Genomic DNA, 15,987 nt, shown 5'->3' on the forward strand with positions numbered 1-15,987 from the left:
GAGTCAGGACATGAGTGCGGTTATTGATGACCACGGGCCTGCGCAAGACCACGCCCACGGCCCGGCCAAAGGCCTTATGCGCTGGGTGTTGACCACCAACCATAAAGACATTGGCACCTTGTATCTGTGGTTCAGCTTCTGCATGTTTTTGCTCGGTGGATCCTTCGCCATGGTGATTCGCGCCGAACTGTTCCAGCCGGGATTACAGATTGTGGCGCCGGCCTTTTTCAACCAGATGACCACCATGCACGGGCTGATCATGGTATTTGGCGCAGTGATGCCGGCGTTTGTCGGGCTGGCCAACTGGATGATTCCGCTGATGATCGGCGCCCCCGACATGGCCTTGCCGCGGATGAACAACTTCAGCTTCTGGCTGCTGCCTGCCGCTTTCGCACTGCTGATCTCGACCCTGTTCATGGCCGGTGGCGGGCCTAATTTTGGCTGGACCTTCTACGCGCCACTGTCCACGACCTATGCCCCTGAAAGCGTGACTTATTTTATTTTTGCCATCCATTTAATGGGCATCAGTTCGATCATGGGCGCGATCAACGTGATCGCCACCATCCTCAATTTGCGTGCTCCCGGCATGACGCTGATGAAAATGCCGCTGTTCGTCTGGACCTGGCTGATCACGGCCTTCCTGCTGATAGCGGTGATGCCCGTGCTGGCAGGGGTGGTCACCATGATGTTGATGGACATCCACTTCGGCACCAGCTTCTTCAGTGCCGCGGGCGGCGGTGACCCGGTGTTGTTCCAGCATGTGTTCTGGTTCTTCGGCCACCCCGAGGTCTACATCATGATCCTGCCGGCCTTCGGTGCCATCAGCGCGATCATTCCGACCTTCTCGCGCAAGCCGTTATTCGGCTACACCTCAATGGTCTACGCCACGGCCAGCATCGCCTTCCTGTCATTCATCGTCTGGGCCCACCATATGTTTGTGGTGGGGATTCCCCTGGTCGGTGAACTGTTCTTTATGTATGCCACGCTGCTGATTGCGGTGCCGACCGGGGTCAAGGTCTTCAACTGGGTCAGCACCATGTGGCAAGGCTCGCTGACCTTCGAGACGCCAATGCTGTTCGCCGTGGCCTTCGTAATTCTGTTCACCATCGGCGGGTTCTCCGGGTTGATGCTGGCCATCGCGCCGGCAGACTTCCAGTACCACGACACCTATTTCGTGGTCGCACATTTCCATTACGTACTGGTGCCGGGGGCGATTTTCGGGATCTTCGCTTCGACCTATTACTGGCTGCCGAAATGGACTGGCCACATGTACGACGAAACCCTCGGGAAGTTGCATTTCTGGCTGTCGTTTGTGGGCATGAACCTGACGTTCTTCCCGATGCACTTTGTCGGTCTGGCCGGCATGCCGCGCCGGGTTCCGGACTACAACCTGCAGTTCGCCGACTTCAACATGGTGTCCTCGATTGGCGGGTTCATGTTCGGCACTACGCAGCTTCTATTCCTGTTCATTGTCATCAAATGCATTCGTGGTGGCCCCAAGGCCCCCGCCAAACCCTGGGACGGCGCCGAAGGTCTGGAATGGAGCGTGCCCTCGCCCGCGCCATATCACACCTTCACCACGCCGCCGGAAATCAAGTGACCGGTGCATGCCGAGTCCCTGCAGGAGCGAGCTGGCTCGCAATGCAGACGGCCCGGTTTGCCTTGATAAATTCGCTGCTGTCATTGCGAGCAAGCTCGCCCCCACAGGAAGCCGCTTATGGCTAACTCAACTGCGGTCAAACGCCTGGTCCTGCGCCTGTTGTTGATGGTGGTGGTGATGTTCGCCTTTGGTTTCGCCCTGGTGCCGATTTACGACGTGATGTGCAAAGCCTTCGGCATCAACGGCAAGACCGCCGGACAGTACGAAGGTGAGCAAGTGGTCGACCCGACCCGGCAGGTGCGCGTGCAGTTCTTGTCGACCAATGCCATCGACATGGTGTGGGAGTTCTATCCCAAGGGCGATCAGTTGGTGGTCAACCCCGGGGCGGTTAACGAGATGGTGTTTGTAGTCTCCAACCCCACTGACCACCCGATGACGGCGCAAGCCGTGCCGAGTATTTCACCGGCCGAAGCCGCCCAGTACTTCCACAAGACCGAGTGTTTTTGCTTTACCCAACAGGTGTTGCAACCGGGCCAAAGCCTGGAGATGCCGATGCGTTTTATCGTCGACCGCGACATGCCCAAGGATGTGAAACACCTGACGCTGGCCTACACGCTGTTCGATATCACTGCTCGCCATCCGCCTGTCGCCGCTAACGCCGGCAAGGACGAAACCCGGCTTGCCCGATAAGGAGAACGCTCCATGGCAACTCACGATCACTACTATGTCCCGCCTCAAAGCAAGTGGCCGATCATTGCCACGGTGGGGCTGTTGGTCACGGTGTATGGCCTGGGCACCTGGTTCAACGACCTCAAGGCGGCGCGACCCGAGTCCCATGGCCCGCTGATTTTCTTTATTGGCGGCCTGATCGTTGCGTACATGCTGTTTGGCTGGTTCGGCGCAGTGATCAGGGAGAGCCGGGCCGGGCTATACAGCGCGCAACTGGATCGTTCGTTTCGCTGGGGCATGACGTGGTTTATTTTTTCTGAAGTGATGTTCTTTATCGCGTTTTTTGGTGCGCTGTTTTACGTGCGGCACTTTTCCGGTCCGTGGTTGGGTGGCGAGGGCAGCAAGGCGGTGGCGCACATGCTGTGGCCTGACTTTCAGTTTGCCTGGCCGTTGCTGCACACCCCAGACCCTGCGCTATATCCACCGCCTAAAGGCACCATCAGCCCGTGGGGCTTGCCGCTGCTCAACACGGTGTTGCTGGTCAGTTCCAGCATCACCCTGACCATCGCTCACCATGCCTTGAACAAGGGCCATCGCGGGGCGCTGAAGTTCTGGTTGGGCCTGACGGTTTTGCTCGGGGTCGGATTTTTGGGGTTTCAGGCCGAGGAGTACATCCACGCGTACAAAGAGCTGGGCCTGACTCTGGGCTCCGGGGTGTATGGCGCGACGTTCTTTATGCTCACCGGTTTCCACGGTGCCCACGTGACCATCGGCGCCCTGATTTTGCTGGTGATGCTGATCCGGGTGATACGCGGGCATTTCAATACCGAGCACCAGTTTGGTTTCCAGGCTGCGACCTGGTACTGGCACTTTGTGGATGTGGTGTGGCTCGGGTTGTTCCTGTTCGTATACGTGTTGTGAGTCAGCGCCCATGACGCGCTTTCGACCCGGCATCGCGCCGACACTGGTGGTGCTGGCGTTACTGCCGCTGCTGGTGTTCCTGGGTTTTTGGCAACTGAGCCGCGGGGAGCAGAAACGCGCGCTGCTCGATAGCTACGCAGAACGTCAGGCCGCCGCGCCGCTGACCGCAGGTCAGCTGCTGAATGTGGAGCAACCGGCCTTTCGCCGTGTGCAATTGCGGGGGCATTTAGACGGGCAACACAGCCTGCTGCTGGACAACCGTATGCGGGATGGCCAGGTCGGTGTCGAACTGCTGCAACCCTTTCAGGATCAAGCCAGCGGCCAGTGGCTGCTGCTCAATCGTGGCTGGCTGCCGTGGCCGAGCCGTCACACACCGCCGGTATTCAGCACTGCGCAACAGACCCTGGATGTGCAGGCCTGGGTTTATGAGTCGCCAGGCGCCCCCTTTCAATTACACGCCGACCCGCTTGACGCGCCCTGGCCGCGGCTGGTGACGACGGTGGAACCCGCCAAACTTTGGGCCGAGCTGGGCCGCGAAGGTTTTGCCGATGAAATCCGTATCGCCCCCGGCCCGGCCGCGTATCAGGCTGACTGGCCACTTATTTCCACGGGCATGGGCCCGGAAAAACACACCGCCTATGCCGTGCAGTGGTTCGCCATGGCGCTGGCCCTGTTCGGTCTTTATCTGTACCTCGGTTGGCACAACGCTCGGGAGAAACGTCATGGCAACGGCCATCAATCCGCCTGATACAGCTCGCGCCCCATCCCCTGCCACCCGGCGCCGCGGGCGATTGCAGCTGATCCTTATTCTGCTGCTGACCATCGGCCCCATGGTGCTGGCCACGGGCATGTACAAACTCAAGTTCTGGGTGCCTGAAAGCCGCAGCTACCACGGAGAACTGCTGGGGAACGGGCAGAACCGCGCGGCCCTTGGCGTCGTGACCGATGAGCAGCGCTGGCAACTGCTGGTAACGGCCCCCCAAGGCTGTGCTGCCGATTGCCAGCAGTTGGTGTATCTGGCACGCCAGCTTCAGGTCGGACTGGGCCGCGATGCGTCGCGGGCGAGCCACGGCTTGGCGGTGGCGCAGCCGGTGGACGCGCAATACGCCGCCAAATTGCAACGCGAGTATCCGCAATTACAGCGCTACACACTGGACCTGCCGACTTATACACAGGGCGCTGAAGGCAATGGCGCGGCGCAACTGTGGATAATCGACCCCCACGGCAATCTGGTGCTGCGCTACGACCCGCAGGTCAACGGTAAGGACGTGCTCAACGACCTCCGCCATCTGCTGAAGCTGTCCAACATCGGATAGGGGCCAGGTCATGGCTAAAGCTGGATTTCGTCTCGCATTGTTGGCCACCTTGCTGGCGCTGGTGGTGGTATTGCTCGGCGCCTACACCCGCCTCACCCATGCAGGCCTAGGCTGCCCGGACTGGCCCGGTTGCTACGGTTTTATCAGCGTGCCGCAAAGTGAGGCGCAACTGGCCCACGCCGAGCTGCACTTTCCCGATGCCCCGGTGCAGGCCGACAAAGGCTGGAGCGAGATGGTGCACCGCTATTTTGCCGGCACCCTCGGGCTGTTGATTCTGCTGCTGGCGGCACGGGCCTGGAGCCAGCGTCGGTTGCAGGATCAGCCGTTAAAACTGCCGTTGTTTATTTTGTTGGTGGTGATCGCACAAGCGGCCTTTGGCATGTGGACGGTAACGCTCAAGTTGTGGCCCCAGGTGGTGACGGGGCATTTGCTCGGCGGGTTTGCGACCCTGAGTTTGTTGTTTTTACTGACCTTGCGTCTGTCCGGGGTGCTGCCCGCCCTGGCTATCCCCCGCCGCCTGCAGCGCTGGGCAACGGCCGGGCTGGTGCTGGCGGTCATGCAAATCGCGCTGGGGGGCTGGGTCAGTTCCAACTACGCAGCCGTGGCCTGCGTCGATCTGCCGACCTGTCATGGTGAATGGTGGCCTCAGGCCGACTTCGCCAATGGCTTTCATCTGACCCAGCATATCGGCCCCAACTATTTGGGCGGGCAACTGGACAGCGAGGCGCGCACAGCCATTCACCTTACCCACAGGCTCGGCGCTGTGCTGCTGACCCTGGTGTTATTGGGCCTGGCCTGGCAACTGCGCAAAGTCGGCATGACCCGGTTGGCGGGCTTGCTGCTGCTGGCGCTGGGAGTGCAGATCAGCCTGGGAATGAGCAATGTGCTGTTTGGTCTGCCACTGGTGGTCGCGGTGGCTCACAACGCGGGGGGCGCGGCGTTGTTGCTGACGCTGGTGCTGGTCAATTACCACGCCCGCACGGCATTGGTCAGGGTCAAGGCCCCGCGCTTCTCCCGCTGGATTTTCAGCCCCCGGCGCCATACGCCCGGTCTCGTCACCCTCAAAGGAGAATTGCCATGGCGACCGTGACTGGCGAACACCAGCGCCAGGGGCTCTGGCGTGACTACCTGGAGCTGACCAAGCCGAGGGTGGTCCTGATGATGCTGGTTACTTCGCTGGTGGGCATGTTTCTGGCTACCCGCGCGGGCGTGCCGTGGACGGTACTGGTGTTCGGAAACCTGGGGATTGGCCTGTGCGCCGGTGGCGCGGCGGCGGTCAATCATGTGGTGGATCGGCGTATTGATGCCATGATGGCCCGCACCCATAAGCGACCGCTGGCCGAAGGGCGGGTTTCACCGCTGGCGGGATTGTCGTTCGCGCTATTGCTGTCGCTGTCGGGGCTGGTGCTGCTATTGGTGTACACCAATGCCCTGGCGGCCTGGCTAACGCTGGCTTCTCTATTGGGCTACGCGCTTATTTACACAGGCTTTTTGAAGCGGGCCACGCCGCAAAATATCGTGATCGGCGGGCTGGCCGGTGCGGCGCCGCCGCTGCTGGGCTGGGTGGCGGTCACGGGGCATGTCACCGCCGAGCCGTTGCTGCTGGTGTTGATCATCTTTGCCTGGACCCCACCGCACTTTTGGGCGCTGGCGATCCACCGCAAGGCGGAGTACGCCAAAGCGGATATCCCCATGTTGCCCGTGACCCACGGCGAGCACTACACCAAGGTACATATTCTGCTGTACACCCTCGTGCTGCTGGCGGTCAGCTTGCTGCCGTTTGTGATTCACATGAGCGGCCTGCTCTATCTGGTATGTGCACTAGTGTTGGGCGCACGCTTTCTGCATTGGGCTTGGGTGCTGTACCGTGGCACTGCGCCGCACGCTGCGATCAACACCTTCAAGTACTCTATTTACTACTTGCTGCTGCTATTTATCGCGCTGCTTGTCGATCATTACTTAGTGTTGAACCTATGACTAGAACTCAAAAAACCGTTTATATCCTCGTCGCGCTGGTGGCATTGGTCATGGGCCTGACGTTTAACAAAATGATGTCGAGCAAAAGCCAGGGCGACAACACGTCCCTGATCGATGCCGGGATCATTCTGCTGCCGCAGAGCCGTCATTTGCCGGATGTGAAGATGACCGACCAGAACGGTCAGCCGGTGCTCATGAATGAACTGAAAGACAAGTGGAGCATGCTGTTTTTCGGCTACACCTTCTGTCCGGACATCTGCCCGACCACCCTCGCCCAGCTGCGTCAGATCAAAAGTGAACTGCCCAAGGACGTACAGGACAAACTGCAGATCGTGCTGGTCAGTGTCGACCCGAACCGCGATACGCCGCAGCAGCTCAAGCAATACCTGGGTTACTTCGACCCGCAGTTCGTGGGGCTGACCCCTGCTTCCATAGAAGATCTGCAAACACTGGCGAATGCCGTGAGCATCCCTTTCATCCCGGCGGATACCAGCAAGCCCAACTACACCGTCGACCACAGTGGCAACCTGGCGCTGATCGGGCCGGACGGCACCCAGCGGGGTTTCATTCGCGCACCGTTCAACACCGCCAAAATGGTTGCCCAATTGCCGGGGTTGGTAGAGCGCAAATAAAGGACGCGAGGGGCAATCTGTAGGAGCGAGCTCGCTCCTACAGAAAGATCAGAGGATCAGAACGCCGGGATGATGGCGCCTTTGTACTTCTCGTTGATGAACGCTTTCACTTCAGGGCTGTGCAAGGCAGCAACCAACTTCTGCATATCAGCCGAGTCTTTGTCGTCCGGGCGAGCGACCAGAATGTTCACGTAAGGCGAATCGCTGCCTTCAATGATCAGGGCGTCTTTTTCCGGGTTCAGCTTGGCTTCCAGCGCGTAGTTGGTGTTGATCAACGCCAGATCGACTTGAGTCAGAACACGGGGGATGGTCGCTGCTTCCAGCTCGCGGAATTTCAGGTTCTTGGCGTTCTGTTCGATGTCTTTTGGCGTCGACAGGATGTTGCTCGAGTCCTTGAGCTTGATCAGGCCCGCCTTGTCCAGCAACAACAGGGCACGGCCGCCGTTGGTGGCGTCGTTCGGAATGACCACGGTGGCCCCGTTCGGCAGATCATCCAGCTTCTTGTACTTGCTGGAGTAAGCACCCAGTGGTTCCAAGTGTACGGCTGCAACGCTGACCAGGTTTGTCCCCTTGGCCTTGTTGAACTCGTCCAGGTACGGCTGGTGCTGGAAGAAGTTGGCATCCAGACGTTTTTCGGCCACCTGCACGTTTGGCTGGATGTAGTCGGTGAAAACCTTGACCTTGAGGTTCACGCCCTCTTTGGCCAGTGCCGGTTTCACGAACTCCAGAATCTCGGCGTGGGGTACCGGTGTGGCTGCGACCGACAGATCGCCGGCATGGGCGGAAAATGCGGCTACAGCGGCCACGGCAGCAAATAACTTCTTCATTCAGCAACTCCTTGTGAACACCCGACTTCAGGTGCCTGCCAGCCCTGGGCTGGCGGTTACGTTTATTAACGAGAGGTCGCGCTTACTTGCGCGAAAAGTGCACCACTAGCCGATCACCAACGGTTTGCAGAATTTGCACCAGAATCAGCAACAGCACCACCGTGACAATCATCACGTCGGTCTGGAAGCGCTGATAGCCGAAACGGATCGCCAAATCACCCAGGCCGCCGGCGCCGACCACACCTGCCATGGCGGTGTAGGACACCAGCGTAATGGCGGTCACGGTAATCGCTGCAAAGATGCCGGGGCGCGCTTCAGGCAACAAGGCGCTGGTAATGATCTGACGCGTGCTGGCGCCCATGGCCTGAGTAGCTTCGATGATGCCGCGATCCACTTCACGCAGCGCGGTCTCGACCAGACGGGCGAAGAACGGCGTAGCGCCGACCACCAGAGGCGGGATCGCGCCCGCTACGCCCAGGGAGGTTCCGGTAATCAGAACGGTGAGCGGGATCATCACAATCAACAAAATGATGAATGGCAGCGAACGCAGAATGTTCACCGCCAGTGACAATATGGCGTATACCGCCTTTTGCTCGAACAGTTGGCGCGGGCTGCACAAAAACAGCAGTACGCCCAGCGGCAGGCCAAGCAGGATGGTGAACAGCAGCGAGCCGCCGAGCATCATCATGGTGTCGCCGGTTGCCAGCCAGATTTCGAACCAGTCAATGTTGGAAAAGAAACTCAACAGGGATTCCATCAGCGCAGCACCTCCATATGAACGTCAGCCGCAGTGAAGCGGGCGAAAGCCGCTTCCATGTCGCCACCGGTAATGGCGAGGGTCAGTTGCCCGTAGGGGGTGTCTTTGATGCGATCGATACGACCGGCCAGGATGCTGTAGTCCACCCCCGTTTCACGGGCGACAGTGCCCAGCAAAGGTGCATAGGTGGATTCGCCCTGGAAGGTCAGGCGCACGATACGGCCAGGAACATGGGCGAAGTCGTCGCGCTGCTCGCTTTCGTCGATCTGCTCGTCTTCCTGGACAAAACGCTTGGTGGTCGGGTGCTTGGGGTGCAGGAACACTTGGGCGACCGGGCCTTGCTCGACGATTACGCCTGCATCCATAACCGCTACGTGGTCGCACACGCGACGGATCACATCCATCTCGTGGGTGATCAGGACGATGGTCAGCTTCAGTTCGCGGTTGATCTCAGCCAGCAACTGCAAGACCGAGGCCGTGGTTTGCGGGTCCAGGGCACTGGTGGCTTCGTCACACAGCAGCACTTTGGGTTTGGTGGCCAGTGCACGGGCAATGCCTACGCGTTGTTTTTGGCCGCCTGACAGTTGCGCCGGATATTTCTTGGCGTGGTCGGACAGACCTACCCGCGCGAGCAACTCGGCGACCCGCAGATCGATGTCCTTGCGGGACAATTCACCGGCCAGCGTCAGGGGCATGGCCACGTTATCGGCCACAGTCTTGGAGGCCAGCAGGTTGAAGTGCTGGAAGATCATGCCGACTTGCTGGCGAAACCGTCGCAGGCCGTTGGCATCCATCGCCGTCACGTCTTCGTTGTCGACGATGATCTGCCCGCCACTCGGGGTTTCGAGGCGGTTGATCAGGCGCAGCAGGGTACTTTTGCCCGCGCCGGAGTGGCCAATCAGGCCGAAAACCTGGCCGCTCTCAACACGCAGACTGGTGGAGTGCAACGCGGGAATGTCCTTACCGGAAACCCGGTAGGTTTTATGAACGTTATGGAACTCAATCACGTAGCGAACCTTGTGGGGCGCGAAAATAGAAGATCAGCGGTTAGCCGGGCGCGCATTTTAGCCTGTCCGTATAGAGGTTCTTAGCATTTATTTGCGCTGGGACCTTTGATTTGGCAATAAGACGACTGATGGTCTGAATTAAGGAACGACGGTAAACGCTAAAAGTCAGTACTAGGACCCGCCTCGGGAGATTAGTCCAGGAAGCCCGGCCAACAGGGCTTTCGCCAACAAGGAGTTTAGTCTGATGAGTAGCAAAAAACCGTCTTCCAACAAGAGCCAGATGGCCGGCACCGACACCTTGGATCGTGGCAACACCAACGTCAAACTCGATAGCCTCGAAACTTTTCGTGATGACGCAACCGATCAGGCTCTGCGGACCAATCAGGGGGTGAAGGTTGCAGACAATCAAAACACCCTGAAAGCCGGCGCCAGAGGCCCCTCGCTGCTCGAAGACTTCATTATGCGCGAGAAGATCACCCATTTTGACCATGAGCGAATTCCAGAGCGCATTGTTCATGCTCGAGGTACCGGCGCCCACGGCTACTTCCAGACTTATAAATCCCACAGCGCACTGACCAAGGCGGGTTTCCTGCAGGACCCGGGTAAGAAAACTCCGGTATTTGTGCGTTTCTCCACCGTCCAGGGCCCGCGCGGCTCCGGGGATACCGTGCGTGATGTGCGCGGTTTTGCCGTGAAATTTTTCACCGATGAAGGCAACTTCGATCTGGTCGGCAACAATATGCCGGTGTTTTTTATTCAGGACGCGATCAAGTTTCCGGATTTCGTACACGCGGTAAAACCTGAGCCCCATAACGAAATGCCTACGGGCGGTTCAGCTCATGACACGTTCTGGGACTTCGTCTCACTGGTGCCGGAATCTGCGCACATGGTTATTTGGGCGATGTCTGACCGTGCCATTCCTAAAAGCCTGCGCAGCATGCAGGGGTTCGGCGTGCATACGTTCCGTCTGATCAACGCTGAAGGCAAATCCAGCTTCGTCAAATTCCACTGGCGTCCGAGTGTGGGTACTTGCTCGCTGGTGTGGGACGAAGCGCAAAAACTGGCAGGTAAAGACACCGATTACCACCGCCGTGATCTGTGGGAGTCGATTGAAACCGGCGATTACCCTGAGTGGGAATTCGGCGTGCAGATCATTTCGGAGGAAGACGAGCATAAATTCGACTTCGATATTCTTGATCCGACCAAGCTGATCCCCGAAGAACTGGTGCCGATTACGCCTTTGGGCAAGATGGTACTCAACCGTAACCCCGACAACTTTTTTGCGGAAACCGAGCAAGTGGCTTTTTGCCCGGGCCATATCGTGCCGGGTATCGACTTTTCCAATGACCCGTTGCTGCAGGGCCGGCTGTTTTCCTACACCGATACGCAAATCAGCCGTCTGGGCGGGCCGAACTTTCACGAGATTCCGATCAATCGCCCCGTCGCGCCGTTTCACAATAATCAGCGTGACGCGCAGCACCGTAGCACCATCAACAAAGGCCGGGCGTCCTATGAACCGAACTCCATCGACGCTGGCTGGCCGAAAGAAACCCCGCCTGCAGCCCATGACGGGGGGTTTGAGTCTTATCCCGAGCGCATCGACGCCAACAAGATTCGTCAGCGCAGCGAGTCGTTCAGCGATCACTTCTCCCAGGCCCGGCTGTTTTTCCGCAGCATGAGCAAGCATGAGCAAGAACACATTATTGCGGCCTACAGTTTTGAATTGGGCAAGGTCGAGCGTGTGCCCATCCGGGAGCGCCAGGTGAATGAAATCCTGGCCAATATCGACCTTGAGCTGGCCAGGCGGGTGGCTGAGAACCTGGGCTTGCCTGCACCGAAGGCGGGTACGCAAGCGGAGCGCAAAACCAGCGTCAGCCGCTCCCCGGCCTTGAGTCAGGCCAATCTGCTACCGGGCAATATCAAAACCCGTAAAGTGGCAATTCTTGCCGCCAACGGGGTTGATGGCGCAGCGATTGATGCTCTGAAAAAGGCGCTGGCGAATGAAGGCGCCCATGCCAAATTGTTGGGTCCTACGTCTGCGCCGGTGAAAACCGCAGACGGCAAATTGCTGCCGGTTGATGCATCCATGGAAGGCATGCCGTCGGTTGCCTTTGATGCGGTGTACGTGCCGGGTGGCGCGGCTTCGATCAAAACCTTGAGCACCGATGGCGTGGCGTTGCACTACCTGCTCGAAGCCTATAAGCACCTGAAGGCGATTGCCTTGCATGGCGAAGCCAGGCAGCTGCTGGACGTTCTGCATTTGCAGGCCGATGAGGGGTTGCTGGCAATCAAGGATGGCAAGGATCTGAAGGCGTTCTTTGCCGCGATCGGGCAGCACCGTGTGTGGGCCCGGGAGCCGAAGGCCAAAGCTGTTCCGGCGTAAACGAAGGGCTCTGCAGCAGCTGGCTGGTTCGCGATGGGGGTCAGAGATGACCCTGTTGCGAACCAGCTGCTTGCTGCAGGTTTGCCTGGACCTAGGGTTTACTTGGGATCAGCACTATTTGCGCAGGCACATGGCGAATGATCTGACGTTCAACTTTCAGATCGAACGCCGGATCGAGTTTTTTCACCCGCTTGCTGATCAGCGTGGACAGCCATGGGAAGTCCGCTGTGCGCGGAACCTGCAGACTGACAGCACACTGGTAATTGACGATATCTTGCGCGATCAAATTCAGTTGATGGCGAAGTTTCGCAATATCCTCGATGTTAAGCGTAACTGTGGTGCTCTCTGCGGCAGGGTCGATAACCCTGGCCGGTGGTCTGGCCTCGGCAGCCTTGAGTGCGGCTTCGGCTTTATCCAGTTCGGCCTTGCGCGCATGGGCAATGGCACTGTTGACGCCGCCGGTCAGCGCTGGAGCCGTGGGCATCAAGGCGCGGGCGCGGCTCAGTGCCGTGGCAGCAGCATTGACATCACCTTTTTGCAGCACGATCTGACTGCGTTGCAAGTAGGCTTCTGCCAGTTGACGCTGGTATTGCACCAATTGTGGATCATCCGGCGTTTGCTTCTGCAAGGTAGCCAGTTGATCTTCAGCGGTCGCGAGTTCGCTGCTGGCCAGGTTTTGCTCCAGCTGTGCGATGGCCGTAGCGCGCGCATCCGGGACAGGTGTGTCGCCGGAGGGTGTGCTTTGGCAGGCGCCCAGCAGCAAGGAAAATGCGGCCAGGAGCAAGTAACGGGAGTTGAACAGCTTCATTCCTGCGGCTCTCTAAGTGCGCAAAAAACGAGCAAGTCTACACCCCTCGACGGGGCAGAACAAAACTCAGCAGAAACAGTGCCGCGGCACACACCACAATTGATGGTCCCGCCGGCGTGTCTTTGAACCATGAAAGTGCCAGGCCACCACACACCGCCAGCATTCCCAGCAAACTGGCACCCAGGGCCATCTGCTCCGGAGAGCGGGCGTGGCGCTGGGCAGCTGCTGCCGGGATGATCAGCAAGGACGTGATCAATAACACGCCGACAATCTTCATTGCTACGGCAATAACAATTGCGATCAACAGCATCAGCGTCATGCGCAACGCCGCTACCGGCAAGCCTTCAACAGTGGCCAGCTCTTCATGCACGGTGATCGCCAGCAGCGGCCGCCACAGCGCCACCAGCAATGCCAGAACCACAGCGCTACCGCCCATGATCCACATCAAATCGTTGGGGCTGATGGCCAGCAGATCACCAAACAGATATGCCATCAGGTCGATTCGTACTTCATGCATGAAGCTTAGTACGACCAGCCCGAGGGACAAGGTGCTGGGTGCAAGTATTCCGAGCAATGTGTCAGATGCCAACGGCTGGCGCTGTTGCAGGGTGACCAACAGGACTGCCAGCAGCAGACAGCCGACAGTCACGGCAATGGTAGGGCTGACATCCAGCAGGAACCCCATCGCCACCCCCAGCAAAGCCGCATGGGATAGCGTGTCGCCGAAATAGGCCATTCGTCGCCACACCACAAATGAGCCCAGGGGGCCGGCGACGATCGCCAGGGCCAGACCTGCCAGCAGGGCGTAAAACAGAAAATCAGCCATGCTTGCAGCCTTCTCCATGAACGTGGGCGGGTGCCGTTGTGGCGTCTTCGCTGACCACCGAACCATGCAAGTCATGGGCGTGGTCATGATGGTGATGATAAATCGCCAGGCTCTGTGCGTTTTTGCCGAACAGTTCGACGAAAGCCGGGTCATTGCTGACTTGTTCCGGGTGGCCCGAACAGCAGACATGGCGATTGAGGCAGACCACCTGGTCGGTGGTGCTCATGACCAGATGCAAATCGTGGGACACCATCAGCACGCCACAGCCATGGCGGTCGCGCAGGCGGGTAATCAGGCTGTACAGCTCGGCCTGGCCAGCGACATCGACGCCCTGTACCGGCTCGTCAAGCACCAGCAACTCCGGTTTGCGCAGCAGGGCGCGGGCCAGCAGTACGCGCTGCATTTCGCCACCGGACACACTTTGCACGGGGCTGTCGATGACCTTTTCGGCGCCGACTTCTTTCAGCGCGGCAAGGGCTTGCGCCCTGTCCACGCCCGGTACCAGACGCAAAAAGCGTAAAACCGAGAGCGGCAATGTCGGATCGACGTGCAGTTTTTGCGGCATGTAGCCGACCCGCAACCTGGGTTTGCGCCAGACGCTGCCACTGGTGGGCTTGAGCAGGCCGAGCACGGCTTTGACCAGTGTGGTTTTGCCGGCGCCGTTGGGGCCGATGAGGGTGACGATCTGGCCCGGCTCGACACTCAGCTCGATATTGTCGAGCACGTCTTGCCCGGCGAAGGTCACGGTGACCCGATCCAAACGTATCAGTGCAGCGCTCATCAGGCCTCCCGGCAACCCGAACACAAACCGACCACTTCGACGGTCTGGCCTTCGACAGTAAAGCCGACATCCAGCGCACTGTTGATGATTGCGTCGCTGATGGTTTTTTGCTCGAGTTCGATGGCGGCATGGCAGTTGCGGCAGATCAAAAACTGACCCTGATGCGCGTGCTCGGGGTGGCTGCAACCAATAAAGGCGTTCAGTGAGGCGATGCGATGCACCAGGCCGTTCTCCAGCAGAAAATCCAGCGCCCGATAGACGGTCGGTGGCGCTGCCCGGCGGCCGTCCTGCTCGCTGAGTACTGCCAGAATGTCGTAGGCGCCCAGCGGCTTGTGACTTTGCCACACCAGTTCCAGCACCCGGCGGCGCAGTGCAGTCAGGCGCAAACCCTTTTGCGCGCACAGCACATCCGCTTCGCTAAGGGCGCTGTGGACACAATGGGAGTGGTCATGGGGACGACTGGCAAGCGGTGTAATAGGCATGGGCGGCGACGATTTTTGAGAGAGACGTTATTATGTTACCTGTTTCAACCACCATGAGTGCTCATCGTGCCCCGTCTTTTTTCCATTTTTCTTGCTCTAACCGCCAGTTTGGCCGTAATTGGCCCGGCCCGGGCCGAGGTCAGCGTGTTGACCAGCATCAAACCCTTGCAGCTGATTGCGGCTGCTGTGCAGGACGGTGTGGGCCATCCCGAGGTGCTTTTGCCGCCCAATGCTTCGCCGCATAACTATGCCCTGCGTCCTTCCGACGTACGGCGCGTGCAGTCGGCTGATCTTTTGTACTGGATTGGCCCGGACATGGAAGGTTTCATGCCGCGGGTGATCAAAACCCGCACTTTGCCATCGGTGGCGGTCTACACCCTGCCTGAGCTTAAGCTTCGTCATTTCTCCGAAGATAGCCACTCCCATGCCGAAGATGCGGCCGAACACGACCACGATCACCGTCCGGGAACGCTGGATGCGCACCTGTGGCTGGCCCCGGCCAACGCCCGTGTGATCGCGGCAAAAATGGCGGCTGACCTGAGTCAGAAAGACCCGGCCAATGCTGCCCGGTATCAAGCGAATCTGGCGGCTTTCAATCAGCGTCTGGACGCCCTGGATGCGCGCCTGAAAACACGTCTGGCGGGGATTTCCGACAAGCCGTTCTTTGTGTTCCATGAGGGCTACGACTATTTCGAAAGCGCTTACGGCCTAAAGCATGCGGGTGTTTTCAGCGTGGCTGCAGAAGTACAGCCAGGGGCCCAGCACGTCGCCGCCATGCGTAAGCGTCTGCAGGAAGCGGGTAAGACCTGCGTATTCAGTGACCCGCCTTTGCGTCCGCGTCTGGCAGACACCCTGACCGCCGGCTTGCCGGTCAAGTTGGCTGAGCTGGACGCCCTGGGCGGCTATACCCCGGCGACGGCGCAGGGCTATGAGCAACTGCTGGAGAAGCTGGGCAATGACCTGGCGGGCTGCCTGGAAAGCTTGTAACCCCGCACCAATAG

The 15,987-nt window shown here is 59.1% G+C and carries 17 protein-coding genes; 10 read left to right on the forward strand and 7 right to left on the reverse strand.

The window, feature by feature from the left end; translation table 11 throughout:
- The first annotated feature begins 10 nt into the window (after positions 1-10).
- The 8 genes from ctaD (at position 11) to JQ848_RS00705 (ending at position 7,115) form a co-directional block, all read left to right on the forward strand.
- Positions 11-1,600, forward strand: coding sequence for a cytochrome c oxidase subunit I (gene ctaD, locus JQ848_RS00670; protein ID WP_003437719.1), 1,590 nt, complete (start codon positions 11-13; stop codon positions 1,598-1,600).
- Positions 1,601-1,717: 117 nt separating this feature from the next.
- Positions 1,718-2,290: a cytochrome c oxidase assembly protein gene (locus tag JQ848_RS00675; RefSeq protein WP_003437718.1), complete on the forward strand. Its 573-nt coding sequence runs from the start codon at positions 1,718-1,720 to the stop codon at positions 2,288-2,290.
- Between the two features lie 12 nt (positions 2,291-2,302).
- A complete protein-coding gene (locus tag JQ848_RS00680; protein ID WP_003437717.1) occupies positions 2,303-3,190 on the forward strand; it encodes a cytochrome c oxidase subunit 3 in 888 nt (295 codons plus the stop codon).
- A 10-nt stretch (positions 3,191-3,200) separates the two neighbouring features.
- Positions 3,201-3,938 (forward strand): SURF1 family protein, encoded by a 738-nt coding sequence (locus tag JQ848_RS00685; protein WP_003437716.1) that lies wholly within the window; start codon positions 3,201-3,203, stop codon positions 3,936-3,938.
- Positions 3,913-4,506, forward strand: coding sequence for a hypothetical protein (locus JQ848_RS00690; protein ID WP_003437715.1), 594 nt, complete (start codon positions 3,913-3,915; stop codon positions 4,504-4,506). The genes JQ848_RS00685 and JQ848_RS00690 overlap by 26 nt, the downstream gene beginning before the upstream one ends.
- Positions 4,507-4,516: 10 nt before the next feature.
- Positions 4,517-5,596, forward strand: coding sequence for a COX15/CtaA family protein (locus JQ848_RS00695; protein ID WP_202210181.1), 1,080 nt, complete (start codon positions 4,517-4,519; stop codon positions 5,594-5,596).
- Positions 5,584-6,483, forward strand: a complete 900-nt coding sequence (gene cyoE / locus JQ848_RS00700; protein ID WP_003437711.1) for a heme o synthase — start codon at positions 5,584-5,586, stop codon at positions 6,481-6,483. Before JQ848_RS00695 ends, cyoE begins: the two co-directional genes overlap by 13 nt.
- Positions 6,480-7,115, forward strand: coding sequence for an SCO family protein (locus tag JQ848_RS00705; RefSeq protein WP_003437708.1), 636 nt, complete (start codon positions 6,480-6,482; stop codon positions 7,113-7,115). Before cyoE ends, JQ848_RS00705 begins: the two co-directional genes overlap by 4 nt.
- A 56-nt stretch (positions 7,116-7,171) precedes the next feature.
- Here JQ848_RS00705 and JQ848_RS00710 read toward each other — a convergent pair whose 3' ends face one another.
- The 3 genes from JQ848_RS00710 to JQ848_RS00720 all read right to left on the reverse strand — a co-directional run bounded on the left by JQ848_RS00710 (position 7,172) and on the right by JQ848_RS00720 (position 9,706).
- A complete protein-coding gene (locus JQ848_RS00710; RefSeq protein ID WP_202210182.1) occupies positions 7,172-7,942 on the reverse strand; it encodes a MetQ/NlpA family ABC transporter substrate-binding protein in 771 nt (256 codons plus the stop codon).
- An 82-nt stretch (positions 7,943-8,024) separates the two neighbouring features.
- Complete coding sequence (locus JQ848_RS00715; protein ID WP_003437705.1) at positions 8,025-8,699, reverse strand: methionine ABC transporter permease; 675 nt, start codon at positions 8,697-8,699, stop codon at positions 8,025-8,027.
- Entirely contained in the window at positions 8,699-9,706 is a 1,008-nt protein-coding gene (locus tag JQ848_RS00720; protein WP_003437703.1) for a methionine ABC transporter ATP-binding protein, read from the reverse strand. The genes JQ848_RS00715 and JQ848_RS00720 overlap by 1 nt, the downstream gene beginning before the upstream one ends.
- 190 nt (positions 9,707-9,896) lie before the next feature.
- On the opposite strand from JQ848_RS00720, the gene katE reads away from it, so the two are divergent.
- The gene (gene katE / locus JQ848_RS00725) at positions 9,897-12,089 is read left to right on the forward strand and encodes a catalase HPII (protein ID WP_268968739.1); all 2,193 of its coding nucleotides are present in this window, start codon (positions 9,897-9,899) and stop codon (positions 12,087-12,089) included.
- Positions 12,090-12,180: 91 nt separating this feature from the next.
- On the opposite strand, the gene JQ848_RS00730 is transcribed toward katE, so the two are convergent.
- Genes JQ848_RS00730 through JQ848_RS00745 form a run of 4 tightly spaced genes read right to left on the reverse strand, consistent with a single transcriptional unit; the run spans position 12,181 to position 14,986 of the window.
- Positions 12,181-12,897: a PA5502 family lipoprotein gene (locus JQ848_RS00730; protein WP_003437696.1), complete on the reverse strand. Its 717-nt coding sequence runs from the start codon at positions 12,895-12,897 to the stop codon at positions 12,181-12,183.
- 37 nt (positions 12,898-12,934) lie between these two features.
- Complete coding sequence (gene znuB, locus JQ848_RS00735; protein ID WP_003437694.1) at positions 12,935-13,723, reverse strand: zinc ABC transporter permease subunit ZnuB; 789 nt, start codon at positions 13,721-13,723, stop codon at positions 12,935-12,937.
- Positions 13,716-14,504, reverse strand: coding sequence for a zinc ABC transporter ATP-binding protein ZnuC (znuC, locus tag JQ848_RS00740; protein ID WP_003437692.1), 789 nt, complete (start codon positions 14,502-14,504; stop codon positions 13,716-13,718). The genes znuB and znuC overlap by 8 nt, the downstream gene beginning before the upstream one ends.
- Positions 14,504-14,986, reverse strand: coding sequence for a Fur family transcriptional regulator (locus JQ848_RS00745; protein WP_029612723.1), 483 nt, complete (start codon positions 14,984-14,986; stop codon positions 14,504-14,506). Before JQ848_RS00745 ends, znuC begins: the two co-directional genes overlap by 1 nt.
- A 66-nt stretch (positions 14,987-15,052) precedes the next feature.
- Between JQ848_RS00745 and JQ848_RS00750 the strand changes: the two genes are divergently transcribed.
- Positions 15,053-15,973: a zinc ABC transporter substrate-binding protein gene (locus JQ848_RS00750; protein ID WP_160626503.1), complete on the forward strand. Its 921-nt coding sequence runs from the start codon at positions 15,053-15,055 to the stop codon at positions 15,971-15,973.
- Positions 15,974-15,987: the final 14 nt, after the last annotated feature.

Source organism: Pseudomonas paraversuta, assembly GCF_904067025.1.
GTDB lineage: Bacteria > Pseudomonadota > Gammaproteobacteria > Pseudomonadales > Pseudomonadaceae > Aquipseudomonas > Aquipseudomonas paraversuta.